Consider the following 19,363-nt stretch of genomic DNA (forward strand, 5'->3'; position numbering starts at 1 on the left):
ACTTCTTTCGGGTAACAGGACCGTGCCCTTGTTCGTGTGGACGGGCGGCCCGACCGGCGCGGCGATGTCGGCGCCGCCCGCTACCGTTGCCCGCATGCCTCCCCGCGCCAAGACCACCGCCAAACCCCGCCCGGCGTACCGCTGCACCGAGTGCGGCAACCAGGTGCCCAAGTGGGTCGGCCGCTGCCCCGAGTGCAACGCCTGGGGCACGGTCGAGGAGTACGGCGCGGTGCCGATCCGGACCACCGCGGCCGGGCCGGTCTCCTCGCCCGCCAAGCCGATCGGGCAGGTCGACGGGCAGGTCGCCACCGCCCGCTCCACCGGCGTGCCGGAGCTGGACCGGGTGCTCGGCGGCGGCCTGGTGCCGGGCGCGGTGGTGTTGCTGGCGGGCGAGCCGGGCGTCGGCAAGTCCACGCTGCTGCTGGACGTCGCGGCCAAGGCCGCCTCCGAGCGGCACCGCACGCTGTACGTCACCGGCGAGGAGTCGGCCGGGCAGGTCCGGCTGCGCGCGGACCGGATCAACGCGCTCTCCGACCACCTGTACCTGGCCGCCGAGCAGGACCTGGGCGCGGTGCTCGGGCACATCGACGCGGTGAGCCCCGGGCTGCTGATCCTGGACTCGGTGCAGACCATCGCCTCCGCCGAGCTGGACGGCGCCCCGGGCGGACCCGCGCAGGTCCGCGAGGTGGCGGGCGCGCTGATCCGGGCGTCCAAGGAGCGCGGCATGGCGACGCTGCTGGTCGGCCACGTCACCAAGGACGGCCAGATCGCCGGCCCCCGCCTGCTGGAGCACCTGGTGGACGTGGTGCTGTCCTTCGAGGGCGACCGGCACGCCCGGCTGCGGCTGATCCGGGGCGTCAAGAACCGCTACGGCGCGACCGACGAGGTCGGCTGCTTCGAACTGCACGACGAGGGCATCGTGGGCCTGGCCGACCCGTCCGGGCTGTTCCTGACGCGCCGTGACAAGCCGGTCGCCGGGACGTGCCTGACCGTCACCCTGGAGGGCAAGCGCCCGCTGGTGGCGGAGGTGCAGGCGCTGATGGTGGACTCGCAGATCCCCTCGCCGCGGCGCACCACCTCGGGCCTGGAGTCGCCGCGGATCGCGATGATCCTGGCGGTGGTGGAGCGGCACGGCGGGGTGAAGCTCGGCAAGCAGGACATCTACACCGCCACCGTCGGCGGGGTGAAGCTCACCGAGCCGTCCGCGGACCTGGCGATCGCGCTGGCGGTGGCCTCCTCCTCGACCGACACACCGCTGCCGAGCAACCTGGTGGCGATCGGCGAGGTCGGCCTGGCCGGCGAGGTGCGGCGGGTGACCGGGGTGCAGCGACGCCTGGCCGAGGCGCACCGGCTGGGCTTCACGCACGCGCTGGTGCCGCCGGACCCGGGCAAGGTCCCGCCGGGCATGAAGGTGGTGGAGGTCTCCGACATCGGCGAGGCGCTGCGGGCGATCCCGGGCCGCCGCCGCCCGTCGAAGCCCCGTCAGGAGGCCGCGCCGCAGGGTGCCGCGGCGGGCCGGGGCGCCGTCCGGGAGCGGGTTCCGGAGCCGGCCGTGGCGTACGCCGACGAGCTGATGACGGGCTGGGAGCCGGTCGACTCGGACGAACTCGGCTGACCCACGTCCCGTTATTGCCGCACGCAGTTAGACTTCACCCTGTCTAATCGCCATCAAGTGCAGTAATAACAGACAGACCGTCGGCCCAAGGAGTCACGTGGCAGCCAGCGACCGGGCGGACAAGTCCCCCCGCGAGGAGGCCCTGCTGCGGGCTTCCCTCAGTGCCATCGCGCCCGGCACGGCGCTGCGGGACGGACTGGAGCGGGTGCTCCGGGCCAACACCGGCGGCCTGATCGTCCTCGGCTTCGACAAGGGCGTGGACGCGCTGTGCACCGGCGGTTTCGTGCTGGACGTCGAGTTCACCGCCACCCGGCTGCGCGAACTGTGCAAGCTGGACGGCGCGGTGGTCATGGACAAGGACCTCACCAAGATCCTCCGCGCGGGCGTGCACCTGATGCCGGACGCGAACATCCCCACCGACGAGACCGGCACCCGCCACCGCACCGCCGAGCGGGTCAACCGGCAGACCGGCTTCCCGGTGGTCGCGGTCTCGCACTCGATGCGGCTGATCGCGATGTACGTCAACGGGACGCGGCGGGTGCTGGAGGACTCCACCACCGTGCTGTCCCGGGCCAACCAGGCGCTGGCCACCCTGGAGCGCTACAAGCTCCGGCTGGACGAGGTGGCCGGCACCCTGTCCGCGCTGGAGATCGAGGACCTGGTCACCGTCCGGGACGTCTCGGCCGTGGTGCAGCGCCTGGAGATGGTCCGGCTGATCGCCGGCGAGATCGCCGGGTACGTGCTGGAGCTCGGCACCGACGGCCGGCTGCTGTCGCTGCAACTGGACGAGCTGATCGCCGGCGTCGAGCCGGAGCGCGAACTGGTGGTCCGCGACTACTTCCCGGACCGGGCCGCGAAGAAGGGCCGCACCGTCACCGAGGTGCTCTCCGACCTGGAGGCCCTCACCCACGCCGAGCTGCTGGACCTGCAGACGGTCGCCAAGGCGCTCGGCTACACCGGCACCCCGGAGTCGCTGGACTCCGCGGTCTCGCCGCGCGGCTACCGGCTGCTCGCCAAGGTGCCGCGGCTGCCGAACACCGTCATCGAGCGGCTGGTCGACCACTTCGGCGGTCTGCAGAAGCTGCTCGCCGCCTCGATCGACGACCTGCAGACCGTGGAGGGCGTCGGCGAGACCCGGGCCCGCTCGGTCCGCGAGGGGCTGTCGAGGCTCGCCGAGTCCTCCATCCTGGAGCGGTACGTCTGACCGTCCGTCAGTCCCCGGCGGGCGGTGAGTCCTCGGCGGCCTGCGGCGGGGTGACCGCGTACACCAGCGCGAACAGGTTCACCTCGACCGCGTCCGGGTCCGCCGAGTCGTCGTTCGCGAACAGTTCGTCGAGCGCCTCGTCCAGCCGGGTGCGCAGCAGCCGCAGCCGCTCCGGGGTGAGCCTGACGGTGGCGTGCGCGAACTTGCTGGGCCGCGGGTTGCCCTGGGACGCCGGGGTGAGGTCGATCCGCCCCGCCAGGAAGTGCCGCTGGAAGTCGGTGCGCACCAGGTCCATCGCGGCCAGGATCGCGCCCAGCGCGGCCGGCGGCTCGTCGCCCTCCGTGTAGACCTGCGGCGACAGCCGCAGGGTCTGCTGCGCCGACCGGTAACGGCTCTCCACGATCCCCGACACCAGCCGGGTCTCCGCGACGAACACCAGCCCGGCCTGCTCCAGCTGCTTGATGTGCCGGTACAGCTTGGTCGGCGCCTCCTCCAGCTCCGCCGCGATCTCCTTCACCGACAGCGGCGTCGGATCGTGCCTCATCAACGCCCCGATGACCGCCAGCCGCAGCGGATCGGCGAGTGCCTTCAACGTCGCGACGTCCGTGACCTCGCGCTCTTTCATCTGATCAACCACGTTCACATTCAGCCACAGCGTCAACGCTTGCGCAATCATTCGCATCCATGCAACCATTCACATCATCGTGAATGGTTGCTCAGGCGTGAACATGCGCCGGGATGTGAACGGGGTGGGCGTGATGACGGTGGTCCAGGAGACTTCGGTCGAGGCGGTCGAGGCGGTGGTGCCGCTGCGGCGGAACTGGCGCTTCCAGCTGCTGTGGGGCGGCTCGGCCTCGGCGATGCTCGGGACGTGCGTGGCGGACACCGCGTACCCCCTGCTGCTGCTCGCGATGACCGGCTCGCCGACCGTCGCCGGAGCGTTCGGCGCGGTGCAGTTCGGCGCCTCGGTGGTCTTCGGACTGCACGGCGGCACGGTCGCCGACCGGTACGACCGGCGGCGGGTGCTGATCGCCGCCGACACCGCCCGGCTGGTCGCCGCGCTCAGCGTCGTCCTCGCGCTGCTCGCCCACCGGTTCACCGTCCCGCACGCCCTGGTCGCCGCCGCGGTGATCGGCGCGACCATGGCCTACGGCGGCCCCGCCCGGATGCTCGCCCTGCGCGCGGTGGTCCCGCCCGAGCAGCTGCGCCAGGCCCTCGCCCAGGACGAACTCCGGGTCAGCGGCGCCGCCCTGGTCGGACCGCCGCTGGCCGGCTTCCTGCTGGGCCTCGGCCGTGCGGTGCCGTTCCTGTCCACCGTCGCCGCCTCCACGCTCTCGCTCGGGGCGTCGCTGGCGGTGCGGTTCGACGGGCGACCCGAGAGCGGTGACGAGGCGTCAGGAGGCGGGCGCGAGAAGGGCGCCGCGTTCGCCGGGCTGCGCTACCTGTTCGCGACGCCGGTGCTGCGCGCCACCGTCCTGGTCGCCCTCGCGCTCAACCTGGCCGGTACCGCCATGCTGCTGACCGTCATGGTCCTGCTGCGCCAGCAGGGCACCTCCACCACCGGCGTGGGCCTGGCGCTGGCCGGCGAGGCCGTCGGCGGCCTGCTCGGCGCCCTGCTGGTCGGCCGCCTGCACCGCCTCCTGCCGCCCGGCGCGCTGCTCCTCGCGGTGGCCTGGACGGGCGCCTTGACCTTCGTCGTGCCCGCCCTGGCGCACGGCCCCGTGGTGGTCTTCGCGGCCCTCACCGTGATGTGCCTGGGCGTCCCCTCGCTACGCGTCATGCTCGACGTGCTGGTCTTCCAGCGGGTGCCCGACGCGATGCGCGGCCGCGCGATGGCCGGGACGATGACGCTGCTGATGGCCGGCATCCCGCTCGGCACCATGGCCGCCGGCCTCCTGCTGGAACTCCTCGCACCGGGCACCGTCCTGCTGGCGCTCGCCGCGGCGCTCGGCGCGGGCCTGCTGCCGCTCACCCTGGGGCGCTCGCTGCGCGGCACCAGCTGGCCGAAGTGACCCGCGGACCCGTTACGGACCCATCGCGGACCCGGAGAGGATGACGCACCGTCATGAAGAGCGTGCCGAACGAACTCCGGTACCGGTCAGGATCTCTGACGGTGGCGCAGCGGTGCTCAGGCGTCCAGGCGGACGGAGGTGCGGGCCGACAGGGGGCCGCCGGCGGGGCCGGTGAGGTCGGCCTGGATGAGGTAGTTGCCGGGCTGGGCGGCGGCCGGGTCGGCGCTGGCGCACTGGGGCTTGGAGCGGGTGCGGTCCCAGTTGAAGGTCTCGGTGAGGCCGTTGTTGCCCGCGATCTGGGCCCAGGTGGCGGAGCGGTCGGTGGGGCAGTCGCCGGAGGACCAGATCCGCTCGCCCGCGCTGGAGGTGACCGTCAGGGTGGAGGCGGCCCGGCCGAGGTCGACCCGGCAGGCGGAGCCGGAGGTGTTGCGGACGGTGAGCGCCAGGCGCGGCCGGTCCTTCGGCTGGTAGGCGTTCTGCGCGCTGGCCAGCTCCAGCGAGAGCTGCGAGGCGGTGCACACCGGAAGGGCCATCACCTCGGCGGTGTTCACGGCCGGCGCGCCGCCGCCCGTCCCGCCCGCGGCGGCACCACCGGCGCCGCCCGCGGCTCCGCTGCCGCCGCCGCTGCCCGCGGGAGAGGCCGAACCGCCACTACCGGCCGAGGGGTTGGTGCCACCGGAGCCCGTGCCGGTGCCGCCGTTGGTCAGGCTGACCTCGCCGCCGCCCCCGCCGGAGACGCTGCCGCCGCCGGTACCGCCGGGGCGGGTGGTGATCGCCGAACCGGTGGGCGAGGCACCCGGGGTGATGGACTGCGCGGGCGCCGGGAGCGGGCTGCCCTGGGCGGAGTTCTTGCGGTCCGAGCCGTTCCCGTCGGAGCCGAACGCCAGCCAGCCGACCACGCCGGCGACCGCCAGCGCGGCGACGAGCACGACGAGGCGACGCCGCCAGTAGATCGAAGCGGGCAGCGGTCCAACGGGCTGGCGCAGAGAGGGCACGGGCAAACAATACGAGACTGTGTGCACCTGTTGACGCATCAACACCGCACCGGGGCCACTTCCTTCACATGATCCGCCATTTGCTCCGGACGGGGGACTCGGCCCCGAAGGCACCGCGCGCTAGGGTCGCCCCCATGGCCACCGAGCACGACCCCGCCGCCGGCGCACCCGCCCTCGATCCCGCCCAGCTGATCGCCGAGGCCCGCCGGGCCTTCTTCACCATGTTCGGCTTCCTGTGCCTGGTCTGGGCGTTCCAGCTGGCGAACTGGCTGATGGACGGGCGGATCGCCCTGCTGCACGGCATCCGCTCGCACGACGTCGGCAGCCTCCCGTACGTGCTGACCGCGCCGTTCCTGCACCTCAACTGGCAGCACCTGGAAGGCAATTCCGGCCCGCTGTTCGTCTTCGGCTTCCTCGCCGCCTACCGCGGCGTGCGCAAGTTCCTCGGCCTGACCGCCCTGCTGGTGGTCACCAGCGGCATGGCGGTGTGGCTGTTCGAGCGGGAGAACGTGGTCACCGTCGGCGCGAGCGGCGTGATCTTCGGCTACTTCGGCTACGTGGTCCTGCGCGGCCTGTTCGACCGGAACCTGATCGACTCGCTGATCGGCCTGGTGATGGGCGCCTCCTTCGCCTACCTGCTGACCACCGCGATCCCCGGCACCCCCGGGGTGTCCTGGCTGGGCCACCTCGGCGGCCTGCTCGGCGGCCTGGTCGGGGCCTGGATCTTCCGCACCCGGGGCCCGCGCAGGGCGGCCTCGCTCAACTCCGGCACGGGCGGCGGCACCGTGCTGCCCGCACAGAACTCCGGCCGGACCGCGGGCAAGAGCATCGGCAACGCCCCGGCCAGCCCGCGCGCCGACCTGCTGAAGGAACTGGACGACCTGGGCCTCTGAGGCCGCCCCGCCCGCCGTGGGAGGATCGAGGGGCCATGGTTGCCACAGCATCGACACCCACCCCCGGCGCCACCGACGCGCTGCACACGACCGTCATCGGCTGGTACGAGGCCAACGCCCGCGACCTGCCCTGGCGGGACCCGGACGCCTCGCCGTGGGCGGTGATGGTCAGCGAGTTCATGCTCCAGCAGACGCCCGTGAAGCGGGTGCTCCCCGCGTACGCCGCCTGGCTGGAGCGCTGGCCCACCCCCGCCGCACTGGCCGCCGACGCCCCGGGCGAGGCCGTACGGATGTGGGGGCGGCTCGGCTACCCGCGCCGGGCGCTGCGCCTGCACGCCGCGGCCACCGCGATCACCGAACAGCACGGCGGCGTCGTCCCCGACGACCACGCGGCGCTGCTCGCCCTCCCCGGCGTCGGCGAGTACACCGCCGCGGCGGTCGCCTCGTTCGCCTTCCGGCAGCGGCACGCGGTGCTCGACACCAACGTGCGGCGGGTCCTCGCCCGCGCGGTCACCGGCGTCGAGTACCCCGCCAACGCCACCACCGCCGCGGAGCGGCGCACCGCGACCGAACTGCTCCCCGCCACCGACGAGCGGGCCGCCACCTGGGCGGTCGCGGTGATGGAACTCGGCGCCCTGGTGTGCACCGCGCGCGGACCCGAGTGCGGGACCTGCCCGCTGCGCACCGACTGCGCCTGGCAGCGGGCCGGCTGCCCGCCGTACCAGGGCCCCGCACGCCGCGGGCAGTCCTACGAGGGCACCGACCGGCAGGTCCGGGGCAAACTGCTCGCCGTCCTCCGGGACGCCCACGGCCTGGTCACCCAGGGCCAGTTGGACGTCGTCTGGCCCGAACCGATCCAGCGCGCCCGCGCCCTCGACGGGCTGGTGGCCGACGGCCTGGTCGAACCCGTGGGGCCCGGAACCTATCGGCTGCCCCAGTAAGAACAACAGGGGCCCGGGGAACGGCGGCGCGAGTGGCTGTCGGGTTGAAGGGCGCGGTGCGTCTGGGTGCTTCTGGTTTCCCGAAGCCTCCAGACCCACCGCGCAGTCGAGACCGACCGTCACTCGCCTCGCAGTTCCCCGAGCCCCTGGCGGGTCTCAGGCCACGCCTTCAAGCGCGGCTTCGGCCTTCGCCTCCGCGGCCTGGGCTCCGCCGCGGAGCGGGACCTCGCGGAGGAAGAGGGCGGCGACGACGGCGATCAGGCTGATCACGGCGCCCCAGAGGAAGACGGTGTGCATGCCGTTGGCGATGCCGTGCTGGATGACCGACAGCTGCTCCGGCTTCATGTTCTTGAGCATGGCCGGCGTCATCGAGGACGTGCTCTGGCTGCCGCCCATGCCGGCGCCCTTGAGGGTGTCGGTGAGGCGGTTGGTGTAGAGCGTGCCGAACAGGGCGACGCCGAAGGAGCCGCCGATGGTGCGGAACAGGGTGGCGGAGGAGGAGGCGACGCCCATGTCCTTGAGGCCGACGCTGTTCTGCGCGACCAGCATGGTGACCTGCATCAGGAAGCCCATGCCGGCGCCGAGGACCACCATGTAGCAGGCGGAGGCGAAGCTGGAGGTGTCCACGGCGAGGGTGGAGAGCAGCAGCGCGCCGCCGGCCATCACCGCGGTGCCGATGATCGGGTAGATCCGGTACTTGCCGGTCTTGGTGATGGCCTGGCCGACGACCAGGGAGATCACCAGCATGCCGAACATCATCGGCATCAGCAGCAGGCCGGAGTTGGTCGCCGAGGCGCCCTGGACGATTTGCTGGTAGGTGGGCAGGAAGGTGACCGCGCCGAACATGGTGAAACCGACGATGAAGCCGATGATCGAGACCATGGTGAAGTTCAGGTTGCGGAACAGGCCCAGCGGGATGACCGGCTCGGCGACCCGCTGCTCGACGTAGCAGAAGCCGATCAGCGAGGCGACGGCGAGGGCGCCGAGGCCGAGGATCTGCTTGGAGCCCCAGGCGTAATCGTGGCCGCCCCAGGTGGTGATCAGGACCATCGAGACGATGCCGATGGTGAGCAGCGCCGAGCCGAAGTAGTCGATCTTCGCGTTGGAGCGGACCTTGGGCAGCTTCAGCACGATGACGATGAAGGCCAGCGCGATCGCACCCAGCGGCAGGTTGACGTAGAAGGTCCAGCGCCAGCTGAGGTGGTCGGTGATGAAGCCGCCGATCAGCGGGCCGCCGATGGTCGCCAGCGCCATGACGGCGGCGAACATGCCCTGGTACTTGCCGCGGTCGCGGGGGGCCACCAGCGCGCCCATGATCGACATCACGCCGACCATCAGACCGCCGGCGCCCAGGCCCTGGACGGCGCGGAAGGCGATCAGCTGGTCCATCGACTGGGAGAGCCCGGACAGCGCCGAGCCCGCCAGGAAGATCGCGATCGAGATCAGGAACGAGCCCTTGCGGCCGTACAGGTCGCCGATCTTGCCCCAGATCGGGGTGGAGGCGGCGGTGGCCAGGGTGTACGAGGTGACCACCCAGGACATGTGCTCGGAGCCGTGCAGCTCGCCGACGATGGTGGGCATCGCGGTGCCGACGATCAGGTTGTCGAGCATGGCCAGCAGCATGGTGATCACCAGGCCGACCATGACCAGGCGGATCTCCTTGTGCGGCCGCTGCTCGAACTCGTCGGCCTTCCCGGGAGCGACTGCCGGCTCCTCTGGAGCGGCCTCGGACTTGGCGGTTGACATCGTGCTTCTCTCCCGGGGCGTGAGGTAGCCGCGGGGCCCCGCGGCTTCACTTACTTGACGACCGGCTAGTGAATCGTCGACCGGCACGGTAAGTTGTTCCCTAGCCGGTCGTCAAGCCAGTTTCAGGGAAGCCGCCCTGGGCAGGGAGAATGCACCGGAAGCGGGTCGTCGTCGCCCGCGCCCCACCGACCGTCAAGGCAGGCCGTCAGGATGACCAGCACCCAGAGCCCGCGCAGCGACACCCGAGCGCGGATCATCGACGTGGCTCTGGAGTTGTTCGCGGAGCACGGGTACGAGAAGACCTCGCTGCGCGAGATCGCCGACCGGCTCGGCGTCACCAAGGCCGCGCTGTACTACCACTTCAAGACCAAGGACGACATCGTCCGCGGCATCGTGGAGAAGATGGCCGCGCCGATCGACGACGCCATCGCCTTCGGCGAGGACAAGCCCTGGTCGCCCGAGCTGCGTGACGAGCTGCTACGCCGCTTCGCGGTCGGGATGGGGGAGCGGGCGCCGCTGCTGCGGTTCTTCCACGAGAACCAGCCCGCGCTGCGGGAGTCCGCGGCCGGGCTGGCGTTCAAGGACCGGATGCTGCGGATGATCACCCTGCTGCACGGGCCGGAGCCGACCTTCCGCGACAAGCTGCGGGCCACCGTCGCGCTGACCGCGGTGCACTCGGCGATGTTCCTGCTGAAGGCGGACCTCTGCGAGGACGGCGAGCACCCGGCCGGCGCCACCTCGCTGAACGAGGCGATGGACGCCGCGCTGGAGGTCGCCCTCGAGGTCGCGGCACGGATCGAGCCGCCCGCGTAAGGACGCGGACGGCTCGGTCGGGAAGCCCGGGGGCGGATCAGAAGTTGGTCGCGCCGTGCTGCTTCAGGTAGGCGATCGGGTCGATCACCGCGGCGTACTTGTTGGCGGTGCGGATCTCGAAGTGCAGGTGCGGGCCGGTCGAGTTGCCGGTGGTGCCGGACTTGCCGATCTGGTCGCCGGCGCCGACGTGCTGCCCGGCCTTCACGCCCAGCTGGGACAGGTGCGCGTACTGGGCGAACCGGCCGTCGGACAGCTTCAGCACGATCTGGTTGCCGTACGCGCCGGCCCAGCCGGAGGAGACCACGGTGGCGTCGCCGACCGCGACCAGCGGCGTGCCGACGGAGACCGCGAAGTCGGTGCCGGTGTGGTAGCCGGCCGCGTACTCGGCGTTGGTCTTGTGGTACGGGTTGCTGATCGACGCGCCCGGGGCGGGCGAGGACCAGGACGGCTTGGCCGGCTCCGGCGCGGGCTGCGCGGCGACCGGTGCGGCGGCGGCCGGCTGCTCGGCGGCGGGCTGCGGGGCGGCCGGCTGCTCGGCGGCGGGCAGCTCGGTGCGCGCGGAGTCCCGGGCGGCGCGGTCGTCCTGCGGCTGCGCGGCGGGCTGCTCGGCGGCCGGGGCGGTGCGGTCCAGGTTGGCGGCGACCGCGACCTCGGCGTGCGGGTGCGCGCCCTTCACCTGGTAGGCGACCGGCGAGCTCAGCTGGACCTCGCCCGGCTGCAGCTGCACGCCCTGCACGGTGAACGCGGAGGCGCCCGGGGTGGTGGGGTGCACGGTCTGCGCGGCGGCGTGCCCGCCGGGGATCAGCAGCGCGCCGACCGCGACCACGGCGGCGCCGCCGGCCAGTGCCTTGCCGGGCGCCTTGCGGGCCGCGGCGAGCCGGGCGGCGCCGGCGCTGCGGACGGAGTCGACGCGCTCGGCGGTGAGCAGGTCGGTGGAGAGCAGGTCGCGGACGTGGCGGGCACTGATCGCCTGGAGAAGCCGGCGGCCGGTGGCGGGGAGAGAACGCATCGGGAGTCGGAACCTCACGGACGGGGCCAGCCCGGGGCCGAGCCGCGGGGACTCGCCGAACTGGTGGAACGACTCCGGTGTAAACGACCTCGGGCCCGGGGCCCAAGAGTGTGACCTACGACGGCGGGTAGTGCGCGGGCCGGTCCGAAGGTCCCCCCGGAGCATCGGACGAAGCGGTCATTCACGCTTCAAACCTCCTATTGCGGGTCGTATGTCGTTCGGGGCCTGTGACCATCACCACCGGACGGCACCCGGTTTGGCGGCGAACCGGCGGGGGTAGGACCGGTTCCCGTACCAGCTGCACCATCCGATCTCCCCCACCCATCGGAGATGATCAGCTGATGAACGACACCACGGTTCAGGAACGCCGCTTCGCCGCCCGCCGACAGGCCGACCGCCTGCTCTCCGGCGGCCGCCCGCAGACCGTCCGCGAGGCGCTGGCCGCCCTCACCGCCCTGGCCGACGACCCGCTGCCGCTCGACGGCCCCACCGACCTCTACGGCGACGGCCTGGTGCGCACCCTGGAGCGGCGCACCGCCGAGCTCCTCGGCAAGCCCGACGCCGCCTACTTCCCGACCGGCACCATGGCCCAGCAGGCCGCCCTGAAGACCTGGGCGGACACCCACGGCCCGACCGTGGCCATGCACCCGCTCTCCCACCCCGAGGTGCACGAGCGCCGCGCCTACGCCCGCCTCAGCGGTCTGCGGACCGTCCCGCAGACCGCCGCCCCGCGCCAGCCCACCGCCGCCGAGCTGGCCGCCCTGGACGAGCCGGTGGACGTCCTGATGCTGGAGCTGCCGCTGCGCGACGCGGGCTTCCTGCTGCCCTCCTGGGAGGAGCTGTCCGCCCTCTACGACGTCGCCGAGGAGCGCGGCTGGCCGGTCCACCTGGACGGCGCCCGGCTGTGGGAGTCCACCGCGCACCTGGGCCGCGGCCTGCCGGAGATCTGCGCCCGGGCCGGCTCGGTCTACGTCTCCTGCTACAAGTCGCTGGGCGGCCACAGCGGCGCCCTGGTGGCCGGCGAGGAGGGGTTCGTCCGCCGGATCAAGGTCTGGCGGCACCGCTACGGCGGCAAGCTGTGGCAGCAGTGGCCCGCCGTGCTGAGCGCGCTGGCCGGGCTGGAGCACGAGCTGCCGCGGCTGGACTCGTACGTGGCGCACGCCAAGGTGGTGGCCGAGGCGCTGGCCGCCGTCCCCGGCGCCCGGGTCAACCCGGAGCCGCCGCACACCCACCAGTTCCAGTTCTGGCTGCCGTACCCGGCCGCGCAGCTGGTCGAGGCCGGGCTGCGGCAGGCCGAGGAGCAGGGCGTGGCGCTGTTCTCCGGCTGGCTGGAGCCGGGCCTGGCGCCCGGCTGGGCGATGACCGAGGTGACGGTGGCCTCCGAGGCCCTCGGGTGGAGCGGCAAGGAGGTCGCCGAGGCGATGGAGGCCTTCCTCTCATTGCTCTGATGCCACGTCAGCATGCCGAAGACCCCCGGAGGTTGGGATACCTCCGGGGGTCTTCGGCGTTCAGTGACGGTGCGTCACCTCACGGTGCGTCACTTCACGGGCTTGACCCGGACCAGCGCCTCGAGCTTGTTCCAGGACTGCCACCAGATCTCGATCTGGGTGTGGGTGTCCGGGACCTGGACGCTGCTGTACGGGTTGGCCGCGTCCCAGTACTTCTGGGTGTGGTCGTTGAAGACCGTCACGCCGCGCTCGCTCGGGATCTTGGTGAGCACGTCGGCCTTGTGCAGCTGCAGGCCGTCGGTGCGCTCGAACCCGAAGGTGGAGTCGTAGCCCTGGAGGCGCGGACGCATCAGGGTGCCGTCGGACCACTTGAGCGCGGTCGGGTGGGCGTCGACCGGGAGGATCAGGCCCTGGCCCGGGTGGTTGGCCACGTTGTTGTCCGTCTGCGAGCCGTCCCACAGCCAGATCAGGACGCCGTTCTGGTTGGCGTAGTGGTCCACCCAGTTCGGCTTGGCGGTCGACCCGAAGACGTACGGACCGCTCTTCAGCATGGCGTCGTACGAGACGTACTGGCGGTTCTCGACCAGGTAGTGCTGGTCGTAGTCCTTGGAGAACTTGCCCGAGATCCGGGAGAAGCCGTCCGCGGTCCAGCCGTTGTCGCCGTTCTCGGCGCCGTCGGTGAACACGGTCGCGCCGTCGGCGGTGATCGCGATCTCGTCCAGGGCCAGGCCCTTGAGGTGGACGCCGCCGTCGGTGGTGTTGTGGAAGCGGAGCTTGACCGCCTTGCCGGCGTAGGCGTCCAGCGAGAAGGACAGGTCGCCCCAGGCGCCGTTGGACGAGCCGTTGATGGCGTTGTCCGGCAGCGCGGTGCCGTTGAAGGTGCCGGCCAGCGCGGTCCAGTTCTTGCCGCCGTCGACGGAGACCTCGGCGTACGCGTAGTCGTAGTCCGTCTCCAGCTCGTACCAGGCCTTCGCGGTCAGCTTGGCCGAGGTCTTGCCGGTCAGGTCCAGGTCACGGGTCACCGAGACGTTCAGGTTGTCGGCGCTGCCGCTCCACCACTCGTTGCCGCCCGCGAACGGGGTGTTGATCTCGGTGGTGACGGTCTTCTTCGGCAGGTCGACCAGCAGGCCCTGCTTGCGCTTGCTGTTGTACTCGGCCGGGCCGAGCAGGTGCAGCGAGTCCTTGCCCGCGGTGGCCTTGTCGAAGTCCAGCCAGCCGAGCTGCAGCTTCGACCAGACGTCGAAGTCGGCGGGCATGTCGCCGATCGAGTCCTTGCCCTCGCCGAGCCAGGAACCCGAGGACATCAGCGACCAGAAGCCGACCGAGTTGTCGATGCCCTGGCCGGAGGTGTCGTACAGGTCCGGCAGGCCCAGGTCGTGGCCGTACTCGTGGGCGAACACGCCCAGGCCGCCGTTCTCCGGCTGCATGGTGTAGTCGCCGACCCACAGGCCGGTGGTGCCGACCGGGGTGCCGCCGAGCTTGTTGTTGTCCGGGCCGGACTTGCCGGCCTGGTTGGCGTACACGTAGGAGCGGTGCGCCCACAGCGCGTCGGTGCCCTGGACACCGCCGCCCGCCGACTGGTCCTCACCGGCGTGGACGATCTGGAAGTGGTCCAGGTAGCCGTCCGGCTCGTTGAAGTTGCCGTCGTGGTTGTAGTCGTACCGGTCCCACTGGTCGTACTGCGCCAGGTCGGCCTTGATGTCCGCGTCGCTGCGGCCCTTGGCCTTCTGGTCGGCGACCCAGGCGTTGATGCCGTCGCGGATCAGGTCCTGCGCGTTGGCGCAGACGTGCTGGCCGCAGTAGTCCGAGCCGTAGCGGGCCTCGTTCCACGGCACCCGCACCCAGTCGGTGACCAGGCCGTCGACCGAGTACCGGCCCGAGGACTGGCGCTCGTAGAAGGTCTTCAGCGAAGGCTTGTCCTTCGCGAAGTACAGGTCCTGGTAGTGCTGCTGGTTGTAGTCGGCCTGCCAGGCGGTGGAGTTGTTGGTGGCGCGGTCCGGTGCGGCGATCTGGTTGCGCGCCGGGCCGGGGGTGCCGCCGTACTTCACCTTGCCGTCAGCGGTCTTGGTGGTGGAGTCCACCTGGTCGCTGAAGTCCACCAGGATGGTGAAGATCTTGTCGGTGCGCTCACGCGAGAGCTCGACGAACTTGTCGCGGCCCAGCTTCACGGCCGTGCTGTCGCCGTGCTTCTCGACCTTGGCGGTGCCGTTGACGACCTGCTCGACGGCGGCCTTCTGCTCGGCCTCCACCTTGTCGGTCAGCGGGCTCAGCAGCTCGCGGGGCACGCTGTCGTTCTGAACAGAGTCGGCCGGGTCCTTCACGACCGGAGTCACCGGCGCGGCGGTGGCCGTACCCGGCAGCAGGCCGGCGCCGAGCGCGGCGGTCACCGCGATGGCAGCCGTGGCTGCGGCAGCCTTCTTGGTTATCTTCAACGTGGTGACGTCCTCCCCTAACCGGCCGGGCTGGTGACCGAACCGGTGAACCAATGCAAGACAGGTGGACGACATTTGACCCAAGGTCCGGTAAAAAAGAAAGACCTTGACCATGGCATGGTCACGCCGCTATGCTCCGGCAACTCAGATCATCTGACGGTACGTCAATCTACCTAATGCGCAAGGGGTTAGCGGCTCGATCGCACCCCAACTCGAGGCGAACCCACCCGTTCGGCCGCCCCAAGGGCCGGATTTCACACCACACGGAAACCTAAACAGTTTTTCAACTGAAGAACCGCCCGTGAAAAAGCCCCGGGCCCCGACCGGTTACGGTCGGGGCCCGGGGCTTGGGCCGTGCTTTGCGGCGCTATTACTTCGTCAGGTCCGGACCGGCCGCCGACACCGCCGCGGGAGTGTCCGCCACCGGGGACTTCTCCTCACCGCGGAAGGTGAACTTGGCTTCCTTGCCCTCGCCCTCCACACCGACCACCACGATGTGGCCGGCCCGCAGCTCACCGAACAGGATCTTCTCGGACAGGTGGTCCTCGATCTCCCGCTGGATCGTGCGGCGCAGCGGACGGGCGCCCAGGATCGGGTCGTAGCCGCGCTTGGCCAGCAGCTTCTTCGCCTCGACGCTGAGCTCCAGGCCCATGTCGCGGTCCTTCAGCCGCTGGTCCACCTTCGCGATCATCAGGTCGACGATCTCGATGATGTTGTCCTCGGACAGCTGGTGGAAGACCACGATGTCGTCGACACGGTTCAGGAACTCCGGGCGGAAGTGCTGCTTCAGCTCGTCGCCGACCTTGGCCTTCATCCGCTCGTAGCCGGTGGCGCTGTCGCCGGTGGCCGCGAAGCCCAGGTTGAAGCCCTTGGAGATGTCCCGGGTGCCGAGGTTGGTGGTCATGATGATGACCGTGTTCTTGAAGTCCACGACCCGGCCCTGGGAGTCGGTCAGGCGACCGTCCTCCAGGATCTGCAGCAGCGAGTTGAAGATGTCCGGGTGGGCCTTCTCGACCTCGTCGAACAGGACCACCGAGAACGGCTTGCGGCGCACCTTCTCGGTGAGCTGGCCGCCCTCCTCGTAGCCCACGTAGCCGGGCGGGGAGCCGAACAGCCGGGAGACGGTGTGCTTCTCCGAGAACTCGGACATGTCCAGCGCGATCAGCGCGTCCTCGTCGCCGAACAGGAACTCCGCCAGCGTCTTGGACAGCTCGGTCTTACCGACGCCGGACGGGCCGGCGAAGATGAACGAACCGCCGGGGCGCTTCGGGTCCTTCAGGCCGGCACGGGTACGGCGGATCGCCTGGGAGAGCGCCTTGATGGCGTCCTCCTGGCCGATGACCCGCTTGTGGAGCTCGTCCTCCATGCGCAGCAGGCGCGAGGACTCCTCCTCGGTCAGCTTGAAGACCGGGATGCCGGTGGCGGTGGCCAGGACCTCGGCGATGAGCTCCTCGTCCACCTCGGCCACGACGTCCATGTCGCCGGCCTTCCACTCCTTCTCCCGCTTGGCCTTCGCCTGCAGCAGCTGCTTCTCGCTGTCGCGCAGGCCGGCGGCCTTCTCGAAGTCCTGCGCGTCGATCGCGGACTCCTTCTCCCGACGCACCTCGGCGATCTTCTCGTCGAACTCGCGCAGGTCCGGCGGCGCGGTCATCCGGCGGATGCGCATCCGGGAACCGGCCTCGTCGATCAGGTCGATCGCCTTGTCCGGCAGGAAGCGGTCCGAGATGTACCGGTCGGCCAGGGTGGCGGCGGCGACCAGGGCGGCGTCCGTGATGGAGACCCGGTGGTGGGCCTCGTAGCGGTCGCGCAGACCCTTCAGGATCTCGATGGTGTGCGGCAGCGACGGCTCGGCGACCTGGATCGGCTGGAAGCGGCGCTCCAGCGCGGCGTCCTTCTCCAGGTGCTTGCGGTACTCGTCCAGCGTGGTGGCACCGATGGTCTGCAGCTCGCCGCGGGCCAGCATCGGCTTCAGGATGCTGGCGGCGTCGATCGCGCCCTCGGCGGCGCCCGCGCCGACCAGGGTGTGCAGCTCGTCGATGAACAGGATGATGTCGCCGCGGGTGCGGATCTCCTTGAGCACCTTCTTCAGGCGCTCCTCGAAGTCACCGCGGTAGCGGGAGCCGGCCACCAGGGCGCCGAGGTCCAGCGTGTAGAGCTGCTTGTCCTTCAGCGTCTCCGGGACCTCGCCCTTGACGATCGCCTGGGCCAGGCCCTCGACGACCGCGGTCTTGCCGACGCCGGGCTCACCGATCAGCACCGGGTTGTTCTTGGTGCGGCGGGACAGCACCTGCATGACCCGCTCGATCTCCTTCTCGCGCCCGATCACCGGGTCGAGCTTGGCCTCGCGGGCGGCCTGGGTCAGGTTGCGGCCGAACTGGTCGAGGACCAGCGAGGTCGACGGGGTGCCCTCGGCGGGGCCGCCGGCGGTCGCCGACTCCTTGCCGCCGCTGGTCTGGTAGCCCGACAGCAGCTGGATCACCTGCTGGCGCACCCGGTTCAGGTCGGCGCCGAGCTTCACCAGGACCTGGGCGGCGACGCCCTCGCCCTCGCGGATCAAGCCGAGCAGGATGTGCTCGGTGCCGATGTAGTTGTGGCCGAGCTGAAGGGCCTCGCGGAGCGACAGCTCCAGCACCTTCTTCGCCCGGGGGGTGAAGGGGATGTGACCGGACGGGGCCTGCTGGCCCTGGCCGATGATCTCCTCGACCTGCTGGCGGACCGCCTCGAGCGAGATGCCGAGGCTCTCCAGCGCCTTTGCGGCGACACCCTCGCCCTCGTGGATCAGGCCCAGGAGGATGTGCTCGGTGCCGATGTAGTTGTGGTTGAGCATCCGGGCTTCTTCCTGTGCCAGGACGACAACCCGCCGCGCGCGGTCGGTGAACCTCTCGAACATCGTTAATCGCTCCTCAGAGCGGTCGGTCAGTTCGGGGGCCGTCCCCGCCCTGTCCTTCCGCATGCTAGTCCCGCTCAGCAGCGCGGCTACGGAACTCCCACGGAGCGGGAGCAACATGCTGCGCGACCAGCCGACACCTTTCCCAACCTGATGCTGGGAGACGGTGTTCCCAGCGGCGGGCCCGATGCACCGGATACCGCTACGCCAACGGCGAACACGTCTCCGGTGGTACCGGGGACCGGTCCCGCCCGGTGCTGCGGCAGGGCTCCATCGACCCCGTCCACCTGCATTCATACCCGGTAATCCGGCGGGTTTCGCGTGGTTTCCGCGGTGGTCCTGTTCGCCTGGCGAGAAGTTCGCCGACCGGGCCCCCGGGGTGACGGATCATCAGGCCGGTCGCGGTTGACGTACCGCCATCCCGGTGGCGGCCGCGTGACCGCCCCGGCCCCTCCAGCGTTGCACAGGTCGTGACCCTGCCGACCACCCCGGCAGTCCGCACCGGCGCGGCGGCCCCCTGGCGCGGATCGGACCGGGTGACCGCGCCGCTACGGCCGGCGCTCGCCGCGCTGGGACGGCTGGACCGGCTCGGCCGACCCACCGGCCCGGTGCTGCGGCACCGCGGCCGGGCCGTCTTCCTGCTCGCCCCCGGCACCGCGGAGGCGGTGCCCGCCCTGCTCTGCTGGCTCGGCTGGGGAGCCGAGCTGCGGCTGCCCATCGAGGCCCGGTGGCCCGCCCCCCACGACGGACGGCCGACGGCGGCGCACCCGGAAACCCCCCGGGTGCCCGCGCCGAGGACGACCGCCGACTGGCTGCGGGTCGGCGCCGTCAGGCCCGTGCTGGACCTGCGCTCGCCCGACCTGCTGCGCCTGCTGGACGCCCTCGCGGACGCCTGCGCGCGGGAGCGGCTGGGCCTGCCGCCCGCGCCCTGAGCCGCGCCCGGATCAGGAGGCGTTGGCCTTCTCGTACGCCTCGCGCACGTTGCTCGGGACCCGGCCGCGGTCGTTGACCTGGTAGCCGTTCTCCTTCGCCCAGTTGCGGATCTTGGCGGTGTCCGGCTGGCCCGCCGCGGCCGCCCGGCCGGTGCTGCGGGTGGTGCCGCCGCGCCGCGGCGCGGTCAGCCGGCCGCTCTGCTTGCGGCCCTTCTCCACGTACGGCGCCAGCAGGTCGCGCAGCTTGTCCGCGTTGTCGCTCTTGAGGTCGATCTCGTAGGCCACGCCGTCGAGGGCGAACGTCACGGTCTCGTCCGCGGAACCACCGTCGAGATCGTCTTCCAGAATGACCTGAACCCTCTGTGCCACGGGCTTCCCTTTCCGCGATAACGATCCATTGCCTGAGGAAAGGAAACCGCCTTTTCCCGGAAAACAC

Annotated in this window: 15 protein-coding genes; 8 read left to right on the plus strand and 7 right to left on the minus strand. The window is 71.3% G+C overall.

Annotated features, from left to right (window positions below; genetic code table 11):
- Positions 1-94 precede the first annotated feature (94 nt).
- Together radA and disA are read left to right on the plus strand one after the other, a co-directional pair.
- Complete coding sequence (radA, locus tag ACWD4U_RS17385; RefSeq protein WP_363462080.1) at positions 95-1,615, plus strand: DNA repair protein RadA; 1,521 nt, start codon at positions 95-97, stop codon at positions 1,613-1,615.
- Positions 1,616-1,712: 97 nt separating this feature from the next.
- On the plus strand, positions 1,713-2,819 hold the full coding sequence (gene disA, locus ACWD4U_RS17390) for a DNA integrity scanning diadenylate cyclase DisA (RefSeq protein WP_363462078.1): 1,107 nt from the start codon (positions 1,713-1,715) through the stop codon (positions 2,817-2,819).
- 7 nt (positions 2,820-2,826) lie between these two features.
- Here disA and ACWD4U_RS17395 read toward each other — a convergent pair whose 3' ends face one another.
- Positions 2,827-3,444, minus strand: a complete 618-nt coding sequence (locus ACWD4U_RS17395; RefSeq protein WP_363462076.1) for an ArsR/SmtB family transcription factor — start codon at positions 3,442-3,444, stop codon at positions 2,827-2,829.
- A gap of 103 nt (positions 3,445-3,547) precedes the next feature.
- Between ACWD4U_RS17395 and ACWD4U_RS17400 the strand changes: the two genes are divergently transcribed.
- Positions 3,548-4,831, plus strand: a complete 1,284-nt coding sequence (locus ACWD4U_RS17400; RefSeq protein ID WP_363462074.1) for an MFS transporter — start codon at positions 3,548-3,550, stop codon at positions 4,829-4,831.
- A 116-nt stretch (positions 4,832-4,947) separates the two neighbouring features.
- Here ACWD4U_RS17400 and ACWD4U_RS17405 read toward each other — a convergent pair whose 3' ends face one another.
- Positions 4,948-5,826, minus strand: coding sequence for a hypothetical protein (locus ACWD4U_RS17405; protein WP_363462073.1), 879 nt, complete (start codon positions 5,824-5,826; stop codon positions 4,948-4,950).
- Positions 5,827-5,960: 134 nt separating this feature from the next.
- Between ACWD4U_RS17405 and ACWD4U_RS17410 the strand changes: the two genes are divergently transcribed.
- Together ACWD4U_RS17410 and ACWD4U_RS17415 are read left to right on the plus strand one after the other, a co-directional pair.
- Positions 5,961-6,719 (plus strand): rhomboid family intramembrane serine protease, encoded by a 759-nt coding sequence (locus ACWD4U_RS17410; protein ID WP_363462071.1) that lies wholly within the window; start codon positions 5,961-5,963, stop codon positions 6,717-6,719.
- Positions 6,720-6,754: 35 nt separating this feature from the next.
- Entirely contained in the window at positions 6,755-7,660 is a 906-nt protein-coding gene (locus tag ACWD4U_RS17415; RefSeq protein WP_363462069.1) for an HhH-GPD family protein, read from the plus strand.
- Positions 7,661-7,816: 156 nt separating this feature from the next.
- Here ACWD4U_RS17415 and ACWD4U_RS17420 read toward each other — a convergent pair whose 3' ends face one another.
- Positions 7,817-9,406 carry an MDR family MFS transporter gene (locus ACWD4U_RS17420; RefSeq protein WP_449787218.1) on the minus strand — a complete coding sequence of 530 codons (1,590 nt, stop codon included), beginning with the start codon at positions 9,404-9,406 and terminating at the stop codon, positions 7,817-7,819.
- A gap of 210 nt (positions 9,407-9,616) precedes the next feature.
- Between ACWD4U_RS17420 and ACWD4U_RS17425 the strand changes: the two genes are divergently transcribed.
- Positions 9,617-10,219 carry a TetR/AcrR family transcriptional regulator gene (locus ACWD4U_RS17425; protein WP_363451404.1) on the plus strand — a complete coding sequence of 201 codons (603 nt, stop codon included), beginning with the start codon at positions 9,617-9,619 and terminating at the stop codon, positions 10,217-10,219.
- Positions 10,220-10,256: 37 nt separating this feature from the next.
- Here ACWD4U_RS17425 and ACWD4U_RS17430 read toward each other — a convergent pair whose 3' ends face one another.
- Complete coding sequence (locus ACWD4U_RS17430) at positions 10,257-11,228, minus strand: M23 family metallopeptidase (RefSeq protein ID WP_363451401.1); 972 nt, start codon at positions 11,226-11,228, stop codon at positions 10,257-10,259.
- Positions 11,229-11,569: 341 nt separating this feature from the next.
- Between ACWD4U_RS17430 and ACWD4U_RS17435 the strand changes: the two genes are divergently transcribed.
- Positions 11,570-12,676 carry a threonine aldolase family protein gene (locus ACWD4U_RS17435; protein WP_363451399.1) on the plus strand — a complete coding sequence of 369 codons (1,107 nt, stop codon included), beginning with the start codon at positions 11,570-11,572 and terminating at the stop codon, positions 12,674-12,676.
- An 89-nt stretch (positions 12,677-12,765) separates the two neighbouring features.
- Here the strand turns inward: ACWD4U_RS17435 and ACWD4U_RS17440 are convergent, their stop codons facing one another.
- Positions 12,766-15,108: an immune inhibitor A domain-containing protein gene (locus ACWD4U_RS17440; RefSeq protein WP_363451397.1), complete on the minus strand. Its 2,343-nt coding sequence runs from the start codon at positions 15,106-15,108 to the stop codon at positions 12,766-12,768.
- Positions 15,109-15,478: 370 nt separating this feature from the next.
- The gene (locus tag ACWD4U_RS17445; protein WP_363451395.1) at positions 15,479-17,998 is read right to left on the minus strand and encodes an ATP-dependent Clp protease ATP-binding subunit; all 2,520 of its coding nucleotides are present in this window, start codon (positions 17,996-17,998) and stop codon (positions 15,479-15,481) included.
- 467 nt (positions 17,999-18,465) lie between these two features.
- Between ACWD4U_RS17445 and ACWD4U_RS17450 the strand changes: the two genes are divergently transcribed.
- Positions 18,466-18,927 carry a hypothetical protein gene (locus tag ACWD4U_RS17450; protein ID WP_363451393.1) on the plus strand — a complete coding sequence of 154 codons (462 nt, stop codon included), beginning with the start codon at positions 18,466-18,468 and terminating at the stop codon, positions 18,925-18,927.
- Positions 18,928-18,939: 12 nt separating this feature from the next.
- Here ACWD4U_RS17450 and ACWD4U_RS17455 read toward each other — a convergent pair whose 3' ends face one another.
- Positions 18,940-19,296, minus strand: a complete 357-nt coding sequence (locus ACWD4U_RS17455; RefSeq protein ID WP_363451391.1) for a histone-like nucleoid-structuring protein Lsr2 — start codon at positions 19,294-19,296, stop codon at positions 18,940-18,942.
- Positions 19,297-19,363: the final 67 nt, after the last annotated feature.

The organism is Kitasatospora sp. NPDC002522, assembly GCF_053595195.1.